We start from the raw sequence: 13,444 nt of genomic DNA, 5'->3' as shown, positions 1-13,444 counted from the left end.
CGACTATGTATTACAGAACATTAGGACTAAGCGGTCTGCGTGTCTCCGCCGTAGGGCTGGGCTGCATGGGTATGAGCCATGCCTACGGTGCGCCTGCCGACAAACAGGAGATGACGGAACTCCTTGCCGATGCCGTGGAGATGGGCTACACTCTCTTTGACACCGCCGAGCTGTATGGCACGTTCGACCGTCCACACCATAATGAAGAGCTATTGGGGGAAGCTCTGAGACCGTATCGTGACCATATTGTTATCGCCACGAAGTTCGGCTTGGCTTTCGATAATCCCGATGCAGCAGGGCCTCACGCACTCATTCCCAACGCACGTCCCGAAACTATCCGCCGCTCCGTAGAGGGGTCGCTTCGCCGATTGCATACCGACCATATTGACCTTTATTATCAGCATCGCATCGACCCTTCGGTAGAACCCGAAGAAGTGGCAGCAACTATGGCAGACCTTATTCGTGAAGGGAGAATCCTGCACTGGGGCATTTCGGAAACGACTGAAGAATATCTGCGCCGTGCCCACCGTATTTGTCCTGTGACAGCCATACAGAACCGTTTTTCCATGCTGGCACGTTGGCACGAACCACTGTTGCCCGTCTGCGAGGAATTAGGTATCGGCTTTGTGGCGCACTCTCCGCTTGCCAACGGGGTATTGACCAATCGTTACACTGCCGACACGCCTTTCGACTCCGCAACAGACTATCGTGCTTCCATGCCGCAATATCGTTCGGAAAGTTTCGAGAAGAACCGTTCGCTGTTCTCTTTGCTCGAAAAGCTGGCAGAGGAACACCGTGCCACCGCCTCGCAAATCTCGTTGGCGTGGATGATGAACAAGCGTCCGAATATCGTACCCATACCCGGCACACGCCATCTGTTCCGATTGAAAGAGAATATCAGTGCAGCAGATATTCATCTGGTTGACGAGGAAGTGAAGGCGATAGACATGGCTCTCGACAATATGGAAATGAGCGAAGTGTTCGGAGGATCACCCATAAAAAAGTAAATTATGAAACCGAAAATAATATGTCATATCATGAGTTCCGTTGATGGACGACTGATAGATAGCCGTTGGACTGCTCCCTATAAAGCGGAACACGGAGAACTGTTACAAGTATATTCAGCCATTGGTTGTGAGCTAAATACAGATGCATGGATGTTTGGAAAAAATACCGTCCGAGGTATATTCCCTTATAAGTTCAGTGTTACGGGGCACGTCATAAAGCCTGATACACCGACTCTATTTATTGGTGAACGTCGTTCTAAACGTATGTTTATTATTGCAGACCGAGAAAGTGATATATACTTCACTTCCGCTACTGTGCGAGGAGACAATATACTTGTCATTGCAGGACAGAATGCAACAGAGGAATATCTTGCCCATTTACGGGAGAAGCAGATTTCGTATGTCATCATTAGTGATGCCGCTAATCTTCGAGAAGGACTTGAAGCGGTCGGGCGTGAGTTCGGAATCCGTTCCATATCGGTACAAGGAGGCGGGATCTTGAACGGAGCGTTACTTGCCGATAAATTGATTGACGAATTGAGTCTTGTCATCTATCCCGGTATCGACGGACTTTCGGGCGTGCCTTCTGTTTTCGAGTATGTAGGAGGTACAACAGAACATCCGGCACAAGGACTATGCTTGCAACTAATCTCTGTGTCTGAACGGGAACACGGAGTAATGTGGATGCGATATAAATTTCATAAGAATACACACAAATGAAAAAGATAATGTTACAGACTATGCTGCTTATTTGTATGTGCATGGCTTCTTGCTTGGACATCGAAGATAATAAACCGATTTTATCGCCGGATCAAGAGCAGGAAGAACCCGTAACTTCCAACCGTCCACAGGATTATGAGGGGCTGATAAACAAAACCTATTCTGTTTCTGCCAATTATGGTGGAAAATCCAACGTACGTGCCCCCTGTGTCCACTTTAAATTCCCCCCCCTGTTTCTTTCTCTTCAAACCACTCTGGTTCTCACTTTCAAAATCACTCTGATCTCTATCAGTATGCCAGGATTATAATTAATGTATCCTTGTAAATATAGTAATTTTATTTTTATATTGTAACTTTCTGATCGAGTCACCATGCAGTTCGATCCTGACAGTCTGATGAACAATTCTATCAAGTACGGCATCCGCTATCTTTTTCTCCCCTATGATATCATACCAGTCTTTCACTGGTACCTACGATGTAATTAGTGTGGATTTCTAACCATGTCTATCTTCTATGATATCCATCAGGTTCATTCTCCCTCCGGCATCAAAGGGGTGTATTCCAAAGTCATCCAAAATGAGCATGTCCGTCCGCTCGATTTTCTTCAGTTCCCGCAATATACTTCCTTTTGCCTTGGCAACCTTGAGTTGTCCCATTAATTTGGCAGTATTCGCATACAGGACTTTCATTCCTTTCTGGCAGGCCCTGTATCCTAATGCTGTAGCTATGTAACTTTTGTCCGTTCCGGAACTCCCCGTTATAAATAGTTCTTTACCCTCCTTCACAAAAGTGAGTTCGGCAAGCCTTTCCAGCAGGTTGCGGTCCAACCCTCTTTCGATGCCGTAGTCCATCTCTTCCATATAAGCCTTATAGCGGAAGGCTGCTTACCTGATCAGCCTTTCTATCATCTAGCTACACCAGTCATCCCATTCATTGGCGACAAGGCACGATACGAACTGGTCGGTTGTCATGTACTCTGCTTTAAAGCTGTCCATGCTTGTTTTAAACGCGTAGTACATTCTGGAAAGACGCATTTGACGCATCTTCTCCAAGGTCTCTTGATTCATTTCCATCATTCTAAAGTATTTACTTGTAATATTCTTTTCCACGTATATTTTCATGTGCGGGCATATCCGCCGCTTTGTCCGGCGTATGCTCCTCCAAAGGCAATTCATCCTGCCTGTTCCTGAGTATCTCTTCTATGGCCGGATAATTATATAGCCCATAAGAGGAAGCCCATCTGCAGGCGTTTACTCACCTTTTCCAACCTACCCTTGAAGCGAAGGAAAGTATTCCCCTGCATGACTTGTAAGTTTGTTCTGGGTAAGGCTTTGCCTCGATAACCTGACGGATGTAGTTTTTTACATCCTTGTGTCTCGAAGCCGCTTCCGTTAGGAACTTTTCGGGATTCCATTTCGTAATGACACGCTGGCTGGAAACCTGATGCTCGGGTTCATAAGTATATCCGTAAGGCTTGCAGTTCCTTTTATGGGCGGCTACTTTTTCGTATTTTAATAGATTTCCACCACTGTGCTGTTATACAACACGTTTACTTTCTTGCCAATATGAGCGTAGGGTATACTGTAATAATGCCTTTCCAGGCGTATGTATCCATTCTTCTGGACAGTGGCGGTATGTCGCTGTTTGAGTTCAAAACGGACGGGGTTCAGTGACCCCATGCAGTCACGCTCGATCTCCTCGTATTGTTCGCGGCGGTTGTAGTTCCTTCCTGTCAGCAGGGCGTTGTTATGTAATTCCAGAGCCACGCGTATGGCCGCGTTAAAGGATTCCGGATCATAGAACTCGCGGCCTTCCAGCTTGGTGTAAATACTCCGGTAGATCAGCTTGACGGCCCCTTCAACCAAGGCCTTATCCCCGGTCTTGCGGACCCTGGCAAGCATGACCACGCATCCGTAATGTTCGGCAAAAGAAGAGAAGTCCTCGTTCAGTTCGGCCTCATAGCGGCTGGGCTTGGTGACGGCAGATTTCAGGTTGTCGGGGACGATAGTGGCGGGAGTACTGCCATACAAAAGGAGAGAGACTTCACAGGCATGGATCAGGTCCTCCTTGTGTTGGCTCATGACTGCTTCAACATAAGTCAGCTGGCTACAGGGGAGAATGGCTACAAAAACCTCCACGGGGATGATTCCACCCGTTTCACGGTCAATCAGGGATAATTTGTCACCGACATAGTCGATGTAAAGCTTGTCTCCGTCCTTGTGTTCCAGATGGGCTATGGGACAGGACAAGGCAAGATAAGCCTGGTAATAGGTGTAAAAATGGCTACGGGCATACCCCTTGGGATGCGTGTCCTGGTACTCCTTGAATAACTGGCTGCGGATCACACCTTTTTTCTTCAGACGTTTGGAGTAATCGGGAAAAAGGGCATGGAGTACTTTGTAACGAGAGGACATCTCTTCAGGTTGCTTCTCACGTTCCTGAAAAAGGGAACACAGGGAAGAATCGTCAAAGGAAAGAATTTCCTCCAAACAAAGACCGCTCTTTCGGTAAATGTGTAACTACTTTTTGACGGTGTTCCGAGAGACATTCAGCATATTGCTAATGCTTTTGGTTCCGGAACCAGATGCGTAGCATCGTAACACTTGCCGAATTTTATTCATACTAATCGCTTTGTTGGGCATCTATCTGTTTTTGATTTATTTAACAGACAAAATAGCGATTAGAGGACAAGAAAGCAAGATTTGAAGGGGTCAATTTCAATTGTAAAAGAGGGAGCTGTTTAGAATGGATTCAGGGGATCAATTTCAATTGGACGAGAGGGGGAAACGGGACTGGATTTTCCAAATATAACAAGCAAGTAATTAGTTCTCATGTGAATAAATCAAAAAGAAGTTAGAAACCGATAGGCATTCAATATTTATTTGTACTTTTGCTAAATATTAAAGTACGCATGATAGTAGAGCAGAAAGATATAATCGTTACAGATACGCTTGGTTTGATAAGGACAGATATTGAAGTGGAATATCTGGCGCATCTGCTCTGCCTCGGCGGTAATTGCCGTTTCACCTTCAACGGCAAAGAATTTGAGTTGCAACCGGGCGACCTCTCCATCGTCCGCCGCCGCTCTTTGATAGAGAAGATACGTCCGTCCGATGATTTCCGTTGCAAAATCATCTATGCCCGACCTTGCTTTATCGAATTGAGCACGCCACAGAGTAACTATGCTACGAAAGGGCAGTTATCGCTCTTTAACAATCCCCTCGTACATCTTTCCCCTGAACAGCAGATTATCTGTAAGCGGGATTTTGACATTCTGGAGCAACGCATCCATGATACCGAGCATCGTTTCTACCGCGAAACGCTTATCAACGCTATGCAGACGGCAATCCTCGACTTCTTCGATTTCCACGCCCGCTTTTACGGTGAGAGCGACATTTCCACGCAGAACGCCTCTATTATGAACCGCTTCCTCTCCATGCTCGAAGAGGGTGTCTATCGTGAACATCGGGAGGTGAGCTACTATGCCGACCGTCTCTGCGTCACCTCCAAATACCTCTCCGAAGTGTCGAAGAAAATCAGCGGATATGCCGCCAACTATTGGATAAACCGCTATACGATACTTGACATTTCCCGGCAATTGCGTGACAAGTCGCTGACCTTCGTGCAGATTTCGGATATGTTCGGCTTCTCGTCACCTGCCTATTTCAGTCGCTATGTGCAGCAGTACTTAGGGGTGAAACCGTCGGATTATAGGGAATAATCTTATTATTGGATAATTGCAAAATCGGTAAAAATAGCAATATTTTCCGATTTTTTTGTATCGTCACTTCCCAGCAACACCGCTACCTTTGCAATAGTAATAACGCAATAACAATCAGAATGGTATGAAATCATTAATCATTACAGCGATGTTGTTCCTTACGCTTGCCGTCGGAGCAAACGCACAAGAGAATCAGAAAGTATTCACAGTCGAGGAACAGGCAATCGTGGATTTGTCCAACAACAAATGGGATTGGATGTCGGAGAAGAACGTGGAGCGGCTGGCAGAACTCTTTCACGAGAACTCGCAGTTTGTCCACATGGGCGGCTATTGGGGCAAACAACAGGAATTGGAAACTATCCGCACGGGTGGCATTTGGTACAAGAAAGCCGAGATACACGATGTACAGGTGAAGTTCGCCGCAGGAACGGCAACGGTTTACAGCCGCATCCATCTGAACTCGGTGGTCGGCGGCAACTCCGTGCGCTTCCCCTTTATCGTGACAGAAGTATATGTGATGGAAAGTGGTCGGTGGCAGCTCTCCACGCTTACCTTTACAAAAACATTGGGAGAATAATCCTATAAGACACAGATATGAAAATAAAGACTTTATTCATTACAACGATGATGGCAACACTATCCGTTACAACATACGCACAGATCGTAGAAACTTTCTGTCAACCCTATCCGCTGGGCGACAAACTATCCCCAATCCGAATTTCACGGGCGAAGTGTGGCTTGCTCCTCTGACGGAGAAGAAAGAGTTGAATGTCCTGATGGCAAACGTCACCTTCGAGCTGGGTTGCCGTAACAGTTGGTACTCGCACAAGGCTGGGCAACTTCTAATAGCTACGCAGTCATCGGCTACTATCAAGAGAAAGGACAACCCGCCCGCCTCCTCTTCCCGGGTGACATCGTGGAGATAGTTCCCGATGTGGAGCATTGGCACGGAGCCGTACCGGACAGTTGGTTTGCCCACATAGCCATCACCACCAACCCACAAACAATGCCGTCGTGTGGCTCTCTCCGGTAAGCGACGAGCAATATCGCGTAGCCATCACAGAAGCCACTAACCGTTATGCTGAAGTGAACAAGGCACTGACCGTCCGCGAACAAGCCATCGTCACCGTAGCATCCTATACTGGCAAAGGCGATTTGAAACATTTGAAGCCCGCCTTTGTCCAAGCGTTGGAGGTCGGTATGAACATCAACGAGGTAAACGAAGTCTTGATTTACGTCTACGCCTATTGCGGATTCCCTCGCAGCTTGCGTGCCATTCAGACCTTCATGTAGGTGGTGGACGAGCGGAAAGCCAAAGTCATCAACGACACCGTAGGTCGTGAAGCCTCTGCCCTTGCGGACAGCCGAAGTCGATACGAGCGTGGACGTGATGTGCTTGCCGAAATATCAAGCGTACCAGCCGATGCTCCCCAAGCAGGTTATGCCCTCCTCGCCCCAACCACACGTAACATTCAGAACCTGTATTTTCTCCCTTTCGCGAAAAAAGTATTAACTTTGTAAGCGCAAAACATAAGTGAAACAGCGTTCTTTACGGTGATTTCAGGGGTAGTACAAAGACCTTTTCTCCATACTGTTTTCAACCTTGAATCGGCAACGGATAAGTAGCAATTTATTTTCCTAACTCCTCCAAAACGGGTCAAAAACCTATAATGGATGAACATAGATGAAACCTACATATCTCCCTTTAATTCCAACGGTTTATATTATTCCTGCGAAATCCATCCGTATGTGAGTGAGTTTCAGTATATCGAGCTCTGGTTATTTTAGAAAACTGTTTTCATCTTTATTGTTTCTTTTACTTTTGGGGGTGAAGGATTATCTCCTGGAGACAATTTGCTCTTTATAAAAACATATGGTTTTACTGGTATTTTGAGATCTGGCAGATGAATATTTGTTGAAGCAGATTATGATTTTAGAATAAAAACAAAATCCCGGCGAAATCACTTCGACGGGACTCTATTTCATTTTTACTTAAATGTGGCTACGTAATAAAATTATGACTAATTAATTCAATTCTGATACTGCAAAGATAGATTGTTTTAATTAGTGCCACAATCCCCTTTAAAAGGTATATTGTAAACTAATTCTCATCATTTATAGTTACTAAAGGTTGATTATTACCTTTTTTCCCATTCTTTTGTTTCAAAATCGTAGGACTTAATCACTTTAGCCGGACTTCCGGCACAGACAGAATAAGGGGGAATGGAACGGGTAACAACACTTCCGGCTGCTACTATACAATGTCTTCCTAAAGTTACTCCAGGCAATATAACTGAATTGGCTCCTATCCATACATCATCTTCAATAATGATGGGCTGAGTACTGACTCCTTGTTCATCAATTAATTTTTCTACATTCTGGTAATTATGATTAAGACCAGTGACTGTTATATTCTGAGCCAGATTTACATGATTTCCGATACTGATCGGTCCAATAATTGTGTTTCCTAATCCGATACGAGAGTAATCTCCAATAATAATATCGCCAACTGCATTATTCAAACAGCAGAAATCTTCTATTACGGAATAACGTCCTAAAGAAAAACGATTGAAAGGAGGAAGATCTTTACGGACACTACGATATATGATTGAACCTTTTCCACATTTCAAATAGGTGAAATAGAATAATCGTATCCACCAATTAGGACGTGTCTTGACTGGGTGCATAATAAAGCAATGGATTATCTGTTTTAGAGCAGGATGTTGCTTGATTCGTTGTTTTAAAGTCATCGTTTCCATATTAAAAGTTTTTTTCTTTTTTTCTCTTTAACTAGATAATCTGGTATTGCCAGACTGCATGTAATTGCAAGTCCGAATAATATTATCCACCATTTGAATGATTCCCCAAAATCATAGACTGTCATCAATAAAGTCCAAATACTGGCACAGATATATAATTTAGTTGGAGATGGAAGTAATTGTTGGATTATTCGGTTACAGAAATTCCAGTTTCCTTCAAAAAGAGAAGAGAAAAAATAAGAAAGGAATTTTCTGGTCCTTTTGCGATAGAGATGAGCAGGAATTGAATTGCAATATACTATTGCATCGGGTAAATATTCAATATATATATTCTGTCTGAATAATTTTCGCTCTAGATTCGTTTTGGAAGTTTTTAAGTTGTTTTGTAGCCAAGTCAGATCAATAGCCATATTCGTTCCATATAAATTAGATGAAAAACCAAGTTGGGTATTTCCGGCTCTAAATAAACTATTATTTATTTCTTCGCATAAGGATTGTATATATTTTTGAATTCCTTTACGCTTTTTTATCACGGTATGTAATTGAATAACTTTTATTCCGGCATCATATACATTACAGACTTTTTCTATAAGGCAAGAAGAGAGACTGCCGGTAACATTGGAGAGAAGGATTACTATATCATACTGCTCTCTGTCCAAAGAATAAACAGTTTCCTGTAGATTTTTATATGTGATTAATTCGTATGACGCTTTCTCGTCAGTATCATTAGAGAATTGATTTTCTTCAGGGATGAGAACGACGCAACGGTATTTGCATTTAGTTTTAGAATACTGCATGTGTTTGCAATGTGAAGCAACAGCAAGAATAAACCAATATAACAATATAACTCCTGTGCAAAGCAGTAGTAAGTCGTCTATCATATAAATGAAGGTATTCATAAGTAGAGGGAATTATACATTCTCTTTTTGTACAAAGGCAGTGACTGTTTTCAGGATTATTTTCATATCCAACCCGAATGAAAAGCTTTTTGCGTATTGGATATCCAACTGCTTACGTTCTTCTGCAGATAGTTTTCCAGCTTCACCTCTTTTTTCTACTTGCCATAGTCCGGTAAGTCCTGCTGGTCCCATAAAACGATCGATATGTTCGTCACTGGTCAGTAGCTCTGCTTCGTAAAGTGGGAGAGGACGATTACCAACAATAGACATATCACCTTTCAAGATGTTAATGAGTTGTGGCAATTCGTCAATGCTATATTTGCGAATAAAACGTCCTACTTTGGTTATTCTAGGGTCATTTTCCAGTTTTACGAAAACGTTACTTTTTCTTGGGATTTTTGGTGAATATAATCTTCTTCGGAAATAACAAAGTCGTCAGACACTAAAAGAATTTCTTCAAGGTCTTCTTCATTTATATCCGACGTTTCTTTTTCCTCATTTTCTTTTATTAATATGTCCTCTTCTTGTTGATATTGATTTAGAGCATTAAAATCCTTCAAGTGTTTATCTGCGTCCGTATACATTGAACGGAATTTTAGAAAATCGAATATTTGATAATTGCTTCCAACACGTTTGGATTTATAGATAATTTGCCCTTTACTTTCCAACCGAATAGCTAATGCTGTCGCAATTAGAAGTGGAGAGAGAAATAGTAAAGCCATACTGGAGAAAATAATATCAAAAACTCTTTTCCATAAAGGTAAATGGAAGCTGTATTGATTTTGAGTTTTAAGTTGTAGATCCTCTATTTTTTGTTCTTTTCTGCAATTAAGAAAAGTAGATAGACTAACAAATGTATCACGAGTCGTTTCGTGTTTGATAGTATTATTAGCGCCGGCTTTTAAATATTTTACTCCTTCTTCCTGAGTGATGGAGTCAGTTACTAGTACCATATAAAGCCCCGGATATTTCTTACGTATAAAAGAAATATTCTTAATGTCTTCGAAAATGGTGGACTGCTCAACGAATAATACGGCATCATATTTCTCATGAATATTGTCTAATATACGAAATGCCTTTTGGCAGGTAGGAACTGCACAAAATACTCCTATACTCAGCTTTGAGAACAGTTTTATCGTTTTATTGTTTTTGCCTATGTAGACGAAATATTGCATGATATTACCGTGGATTAATCTATAATTTTTTTGATACGGATTTTAAGTTCCAGCGGATTAAAAGGCTTCAATATATAGTCTTCAGCTCCTTCTTCCAGAAGTCTGATTCTTTCTGTAGTACTTTCTTCACTGGATAACATGATGATAGGGATTGATTTGAATAGTTCGTTAGTTTTCATGTAGTGTAAAAATTCATCTCCCATCATAAGAGGCATACGAATATCTGAAATAATTAGATCCGGCATATTTCCTTCATTAAGCCATTGTATTGCCTTTAAAGGATTCTCTATATAGGTAAAATCATAATCTTTACCTAAATATATACCAGCTACTTTTCCGATGGTTTCTTTATCATCAACCAATAATATTTTCTTTTTCATATAAATACAATTAAGACCGTTTTTAATGTTTGTTTTGTCAATCGGTTTTAAATGGATACATTAAGTTCTTTTGTCATATTTCTATGACTCTATGCAAATATAGCTATTATTTTGAATATTCTTTCAATCTGTGCAGATAAAATTCTGAAGACAGCATCATTAACGCTATTTATATATTGTTTTATACATAATAAAGGCACGAATCCCTTGTGTTTAATGGGGTTTGTGCCTTTATATTAAAAACTAAAGTTAGTTTTTATTTGTTTGAAAAACTTTTGTTTCGTCCCAGTCATTCCACCAATTTTTATTTCCTGTGCCACCACTAGTTACCCAATTATTAAATTGGTTATAAGCTGTTTTAATATTGACGTACTCCAACGGCCATTTAAAATTAGTGGGAACAATGATTCCCCAAGCAAGATTTTCTTTACTCAAATAGTATTTTTTAGCAGAGATAGAGCTATCATCATCATTTCCTCCAAATGAACTCATATCCGCTAACTGAGTAGGTTGATAACCGGCTACATGGATTTCTCTACGGTTTGTCCCATTACCTCCAGTAATGATAAATATATTTAATTTATTGATATTAAAAGCATCTGCAGATACAGTCGGTTCATTAAAACTTATAGTAAAACTTATAGTTTTTACTTCTTTGACATTACTTGAATGATCGGAAATAGTGTTTATTTGTATATATTGATCTCTACCTAATGCCTTATGTGCATCATCAAATAATGGTATTACTACATATTTCTGCCCACTTTCAATATTCTTATCATTTAAATTAAAACTCTGTGCTTGAGTATCATTAATTTCTACTGCTTTCGTAATATCATTTGCGAGAACTTCGTCAAACATAATAGCTGCACCAATTTTTTTTGTAGCTCCAACAGCACTTAATTCAATATCCATTTGGAATTCCTTAACTTTATTTTTAATGGTGCTTATTTTTCTTTTTTTGATAGTCATAACAATATCATTCATGTCGTAGTCTCCATATAAAGGCCATTGATGCTCAAAAAGGTAACTATATTCATGATTGTCCTCTAGTTCGATTGGGAATTGTGGATCTTTGGGGTCTGTTCCTGGGTCTGGTACTTCTGTTGTTTCACTGCATGAAGTGATGATTGTTTTAGAACCATTTGGAGAATATTGTGCAACAGATTTTTCCATTGTGTAACCAAGGTAATTTTGTGATGCTCCTATAAATTTTCCTTCTGGGCATTCAATATCTAAGTTACCCCCAAAATATGCTTCCGAACCGGTAGATATACTTTCGGTTGCTTTTAATAATGAACGAGTTCCTTCTGTTCCTGCTTTGATAGTAGTTCCTGGAATGCTAATAATTTTAGCCTTAATCATGGAACCGTCATTTAGTTCGAAAGTACTACCGCTGTTTCCACATACAAAGGAAGGAATAGCTATAAAATTATCACCTTCTATACCTCCTGCAAGAATCCCTTTATTCATTATAATTTTTCCACTAGTACCTTTAAAATCAAAAGATTCTTTAGCATATAAACTACAATTGTTTGTGAAGGTAGGATTACCACCGCCATTATTCGTTATTTTAAGGGTATTAATTGTTCCATCATTAGTTCCGATTCCACCCATAATGAAAGTTGGCGTATTGATTACAGCTCCATCTCCATTATAGAAAAAACAGGTGGTGTCTTGAGAATTAATTTTAAGAACTCCTTCTTGAACAGTTATTTCTCCGAAATTGTATATAGCACCCATGGTGTATACTGCTTGTTCCCACGAATTTACAGATTTACCTGCAACCGTAATAGTCGCTTTTGGTGCGTTATATAAAATAGAACCTGTATTTAACTGTGTCATGCTATTAACAATGATTGTCCCGAAGTTTTTCATCAATATCTTTGTCGTTAGGTTTAAATTATCTCCAACTAAACTTCCTCCGGATTGGATAGTCAATGTAGAATTATCCGCAATTAGAAGAGATTTCAATATGTTAATTTTACCATTCTTTAAAACTACAATATTGGCATTGTGCATACGATCTTGAGAAGGAGTCCATTCGCCTTCTATAAATATAGTACAATTTCCATTATTTAAATATGCTCCAGTATTATTGATTGCTCCGCTAAATTTATCTTTTATGATATATTTCTTACCTGATTCTAGATGTTGGCTACTTTGATTCCAGTCCGCACCACCAACCAGTTCAATAGCTCCTGTTGTGTCATAAGTTTCTTCTGGATATTTTTCAGGGATCTCATTACTACGAGTACCCGCTTTTAAAGCTTTTGCGGTTCTTACGGACAAGTCTTCTTGTTTATCTCCGACAGCCAGAGCGTTAACGGATACTCTACCTCTAGGATCTGTTTTACGGATATATAGATAAGTAATACTTTGTGGATAAATAACTTCTTGTGAAAAAGCCTGTCCAGGTTTAGCAGTTCCTTTAGCTAATACATTGTAGTCAGAAGTCGAAAATGGATTGGCATCTAATACTTCGACCAAAGAATAATATTGGGCATCTTCATTGTCAGCTTCCACATTGACAGTAGTGCTTGCAGTCATTGACCAATTAAAACCATCAGGAGCAACAAAATCGTCTCCCATTGGATTAGGCATTCGATAAGATGAATCATAGAAATTTTTATCGGAATCAACGCAACTAAATAAAGTGCTTACTATTGCTATCGCAATAATTGATGCATATAGGTTAATTCTTCTCATACTACTGTAAATGTTTGATTGTTTGTTAATTAGTTTAGTACAAAGATACTTGTATATTTTGAAATAAAGATTTT

The 13,444-nt window shown here is 40.6% G+C and carries 12 protein-coding genes and 3 pseudogenes; 6 read left to right on the top strand and 9 right to left on the bottom strand.

From position 1 onward, the window contains the following. Positions 1-5: 5 nt before the first annotated feature. From EJF25_RS03910 to EJF25_RS03900, 3 genes are read left to right on the top strand one after another with little or no spacing between them, the layout of a single operon-like run. Positions 6-1,007, top strand: coding sequence for an aldo/keto reductase (locus tag EJF25_RS03910; protein ID WP_125040135.1), 1,002 nt, complete (start codon positions 6-8; stop codon positions 1,005-1,007). Between the two features lie 3 nt (positions 1,008-1,010). Then, entirely contained in the window at positions 1,011-1,727 is a 717-nt protein-coding gene (locus EJF25_RS03905) for a dihydrofolate reductase family protein (RefSeq protein WP_125040134.1), read from the top strand. Then, on the top strand, positions 1,724-2,035 hold the full coding sequence (locus tag EJF25_RS03900; RefSeq protein ID WP_125040133.1) for a hypothetical protein: 312 nt from the start codon (positions 1,724-1,726) through the stop codon (positions 2,033-2,035). The genes EJF25_RS03905 and EJF25_RS03900 overlap by 4 nt, the downstream gene beginning before the upstream one ends. Here EJF25_RS03900 and istB read toward each other — a convergent pair. The 4 genes and pseudogenes from istB to EJF25_RS25410 all read right to left on the bottom strand — a co-directional run bounded on the left by istB (position 2,036) and on the right by EJF25_RS25410 (position 4,348). Then, positions 2,036-2,800 (bottom strand): annotated as a pseudogene (gene istB / locus EJF25_RS25425) (IS21-like element helper ATPase IstB). A gap of 140 nt (positions 2,801-2,940) precedes the next feature. After that, entirely contained in the window at positions 2,941-3,141 is a 201-nt protein-coding gene (locus EJF25_RS25420; protein ID WP_235016705.1) for a hypothetical protein, read from the bottom strand. A gap of 97 nt (positions 3,142-3,238) precedes the next feature. Continuing rightward, positions 3,239-4,216 (bottom strand): Mu transposase domain-containing protein, encoded by a 978-nt coding sequence (locus EJF25_RS25415; protein ID WP_235016704.1) that lies wholly within the window; start codon positions 4,214-4,216, stop codon positions 3,239-3,241. 30 nt (positions 4,217-4,246) lie between these two features. After that, positions 4,247-4,348 carry a LuxR C-terminal-related transcriptional regulator gene (locus tag EJF25_RS25410; RefSeq protein WP_235016703.1) on the bottom strand — a complete coding sequence of 34 codons (102 nt, stop codon included), beginning with the start codon at positions 4,346-4,348 and terminating at the stop codon, positions 4,247-4,249. A gap of 290 nt (positions 4,349-4,638) precedes the next feature. Between EJF25_RS25410 and EJF25_RS03885 the strand changes: the two genes are divergently transcribed. The 3 genes and pseudogenes from EJF25_RS03885 to EJF25_RS26810 all read left to right on the top strand — a co-directional run. Then, positions 4,639-5,448: a helix-turn-helix domain-containing protein gene (locus EJF25_RS03885; protein WP_235016702.1), complete on the top strand. Its 810-nt coding sequence runs from the start codon at positions 4,639-4,641 to the stop codon at positions 5,446-5,448. 124 nt (positions 5,449-5,572) lie between these two features. Next, the gene (locus EJF25_RS03880; RefSeq protein WP_125040132.1) at positions 5,573-6,025 is read left to right on the top strand and encodes a nuclear transport factor 2 family protein; all 453 of its coding nucleotides are present in this window, start codon (positions 5,573-5,575) and stop codon (positions 6,023-6,025) included. A gap of 17 nt (positions 6,026-6,042) precedes the next feature. After that, a pseudogene (locus tag EJF25_RS26810) lies at positions 6,043-6,495 on the top strand (cupin domain-containing protein); the annotation flags it as partial. A gap of 1,091 nt (positions 6,496-7,586) precedes the next feature. On the opposite strand, the gene EJF25_RS03870 reads toward EJF25_RS26810, so the two are convergent. From EJF25_RS03870 to EJF25_RS03850, 5 genes and pseudogenes are all read right to left on the bottom strand, one after another. Then, positions 7,587-8,207 carry an acyltransferase gene (locus EJF25_RS03870; RefSeq protein ID WP_125040131.1) on the bottom strand — a complete coding sequence of 207 codons (621 nt, stop codon included), beginning with the start codon at positions 8,205-8,207 and terminating at the stop codon, positions 7,587-7,589. Beyond that, positions 8,195-9,088: a glycosyltransferase family 2 protein gene (locus EJF25_RS03865; protein WP_370685692.1), complete on the bottom strand. Its 894-nt coding sequence runs from the start codon at positions 9,086-9,088 to the stop codon at positions 8,195-8,197. The genes EJF25_RS03870 and EJF25_RS03865 overlap by 13 nt, the downstream gene beginning before the upstream one ends. A gap of 30 nt (positions 9,089-9,118) precedes the next feature. Then, a pseudogene (locus EJF25_RS03860) lies at positions 9,119-10,281 on the bottom strand (sugar transferase). A 14-nt stretch (positions 10,282-10,295) separates the two neighbouring features. Continuing rightward, positions 10,296-10,661: a response regulator gene (locus EJF25_RS03855; protein WP_125040129.1), complete on the bottom strand. Its 366-nt coding sequence runs from the start codon at positions 10,659-10,661 to the stop codon at positions 10,296-10,298. A 249-nt stretch (positions 10,662-10,910) separates the two neighbouring features. Next, on the bottom strand, positions 10,911-13,370 hold the full coding sequence (locus tag EJF25_RS03850; protein ID WP_125040128.1) for an LruC domain-containing protein: 2,460 nt from the start codon (positions 13,368-13,370) through the stop codon (positions 10,911-10,913). Positions 13,371-13,444: the final 74 nt, after the last annotated feature.

This window comes from Bacteroides faecalis (assembly GCF_003865075.1).
GTDB classification, from domain to species: Bacteria; Bacteroidota; Bacteroidia; order Bacteroidales; family Bacteroidaceae; genus Bacteroides; species Bacteroides faecalis.
This window is presented reverse-complemented; position numbering and strand designations above follow the sequence as displayed.

What these genes read in the sequence shown, in the direction of transcription:
- EJF25_RS03910 (WP_125040135.1), top strand. Translation starts at nt 6, where the DNA reads ATGTATTACAGAACATTAGGACTAAGCGGTCTGCGTGTCTCCGCCGTA.
- EJF25_RS03905 (WP_125040134.1), top strand. Translation starts at nt 1,011, where the DNA reads ATGAAACCGAAAATAATATGTCATATCATGAGTTCCGTTGATGGACGA.
- EJF25_RS03900 (WP_125040133.1), top strand. Translation starts at nt 1,724, where the DNA reads ATGAAAAAGATAATGTTACAGACTATGCTGCTTATTTGTATGTGCATG.
- EJF25_RS25420 (WP_235016705.1), bottom strand. Translation starts at nt 3,141, where the DNA reads ATGGAATCCCGAAAAGTTCCTAACGGAAGCGGCTTCGAGACACAAGGA.
- EJF25_RS25410 (WP_235016703.1), bottom strand. Translation starts at nt 4,348, where the DNA reads ATGAATAAAATTCGGCAAGTGTTACGATGCTACGCATCTGGTTCCGGA.
- EJF25_RS03885 (WP_235016702.1), top strand. Translation starts at nt 4,639, where the DNA reads ATGATAGTAGAGCAGAAAGATATAATCGTTACAGATACGCTTGGTTTG.
- EJF25_RS03880 (WP_125040132.1), top strand. Translation starts at nt 5,573, where the DNA reads ATGAAATCATTAATCATTACAGCGATGTTGTTCCTTACGCTTGCCGTC.
- EJF25_RS03870 (WP_125040131.1), bottom strand. Translation starts at nt 8,207, where the DNA reads ATGGAAACGATGACTTTAAAACAACGAATCAAGCAACATCCTGCTCTA.
- EJF25_RS03865 (WP_370685692.1), bottom strand. Translation starts at nt 9,088, where the DNA reads ATGATAGACGACTTACTACTGCTTTGCACAGGAGTTATATTGTTATAT.
- EJF25_RS03855 (WP_125040129.1), bottom strand. Translation starts at nt 10,661, where the DNA reads ATGAAAAAGAAAATATTATTGGTTGATGATAAAGAAACCATCGGAAAA.
- EJF25_RS03850 (WP_125040128.1), bottom strand. Translation starts at nt 13,370, where the DNA reads ATGAGAAGAATTAACCTATATGCATCAATTATTGCGATAGCAATAGTA.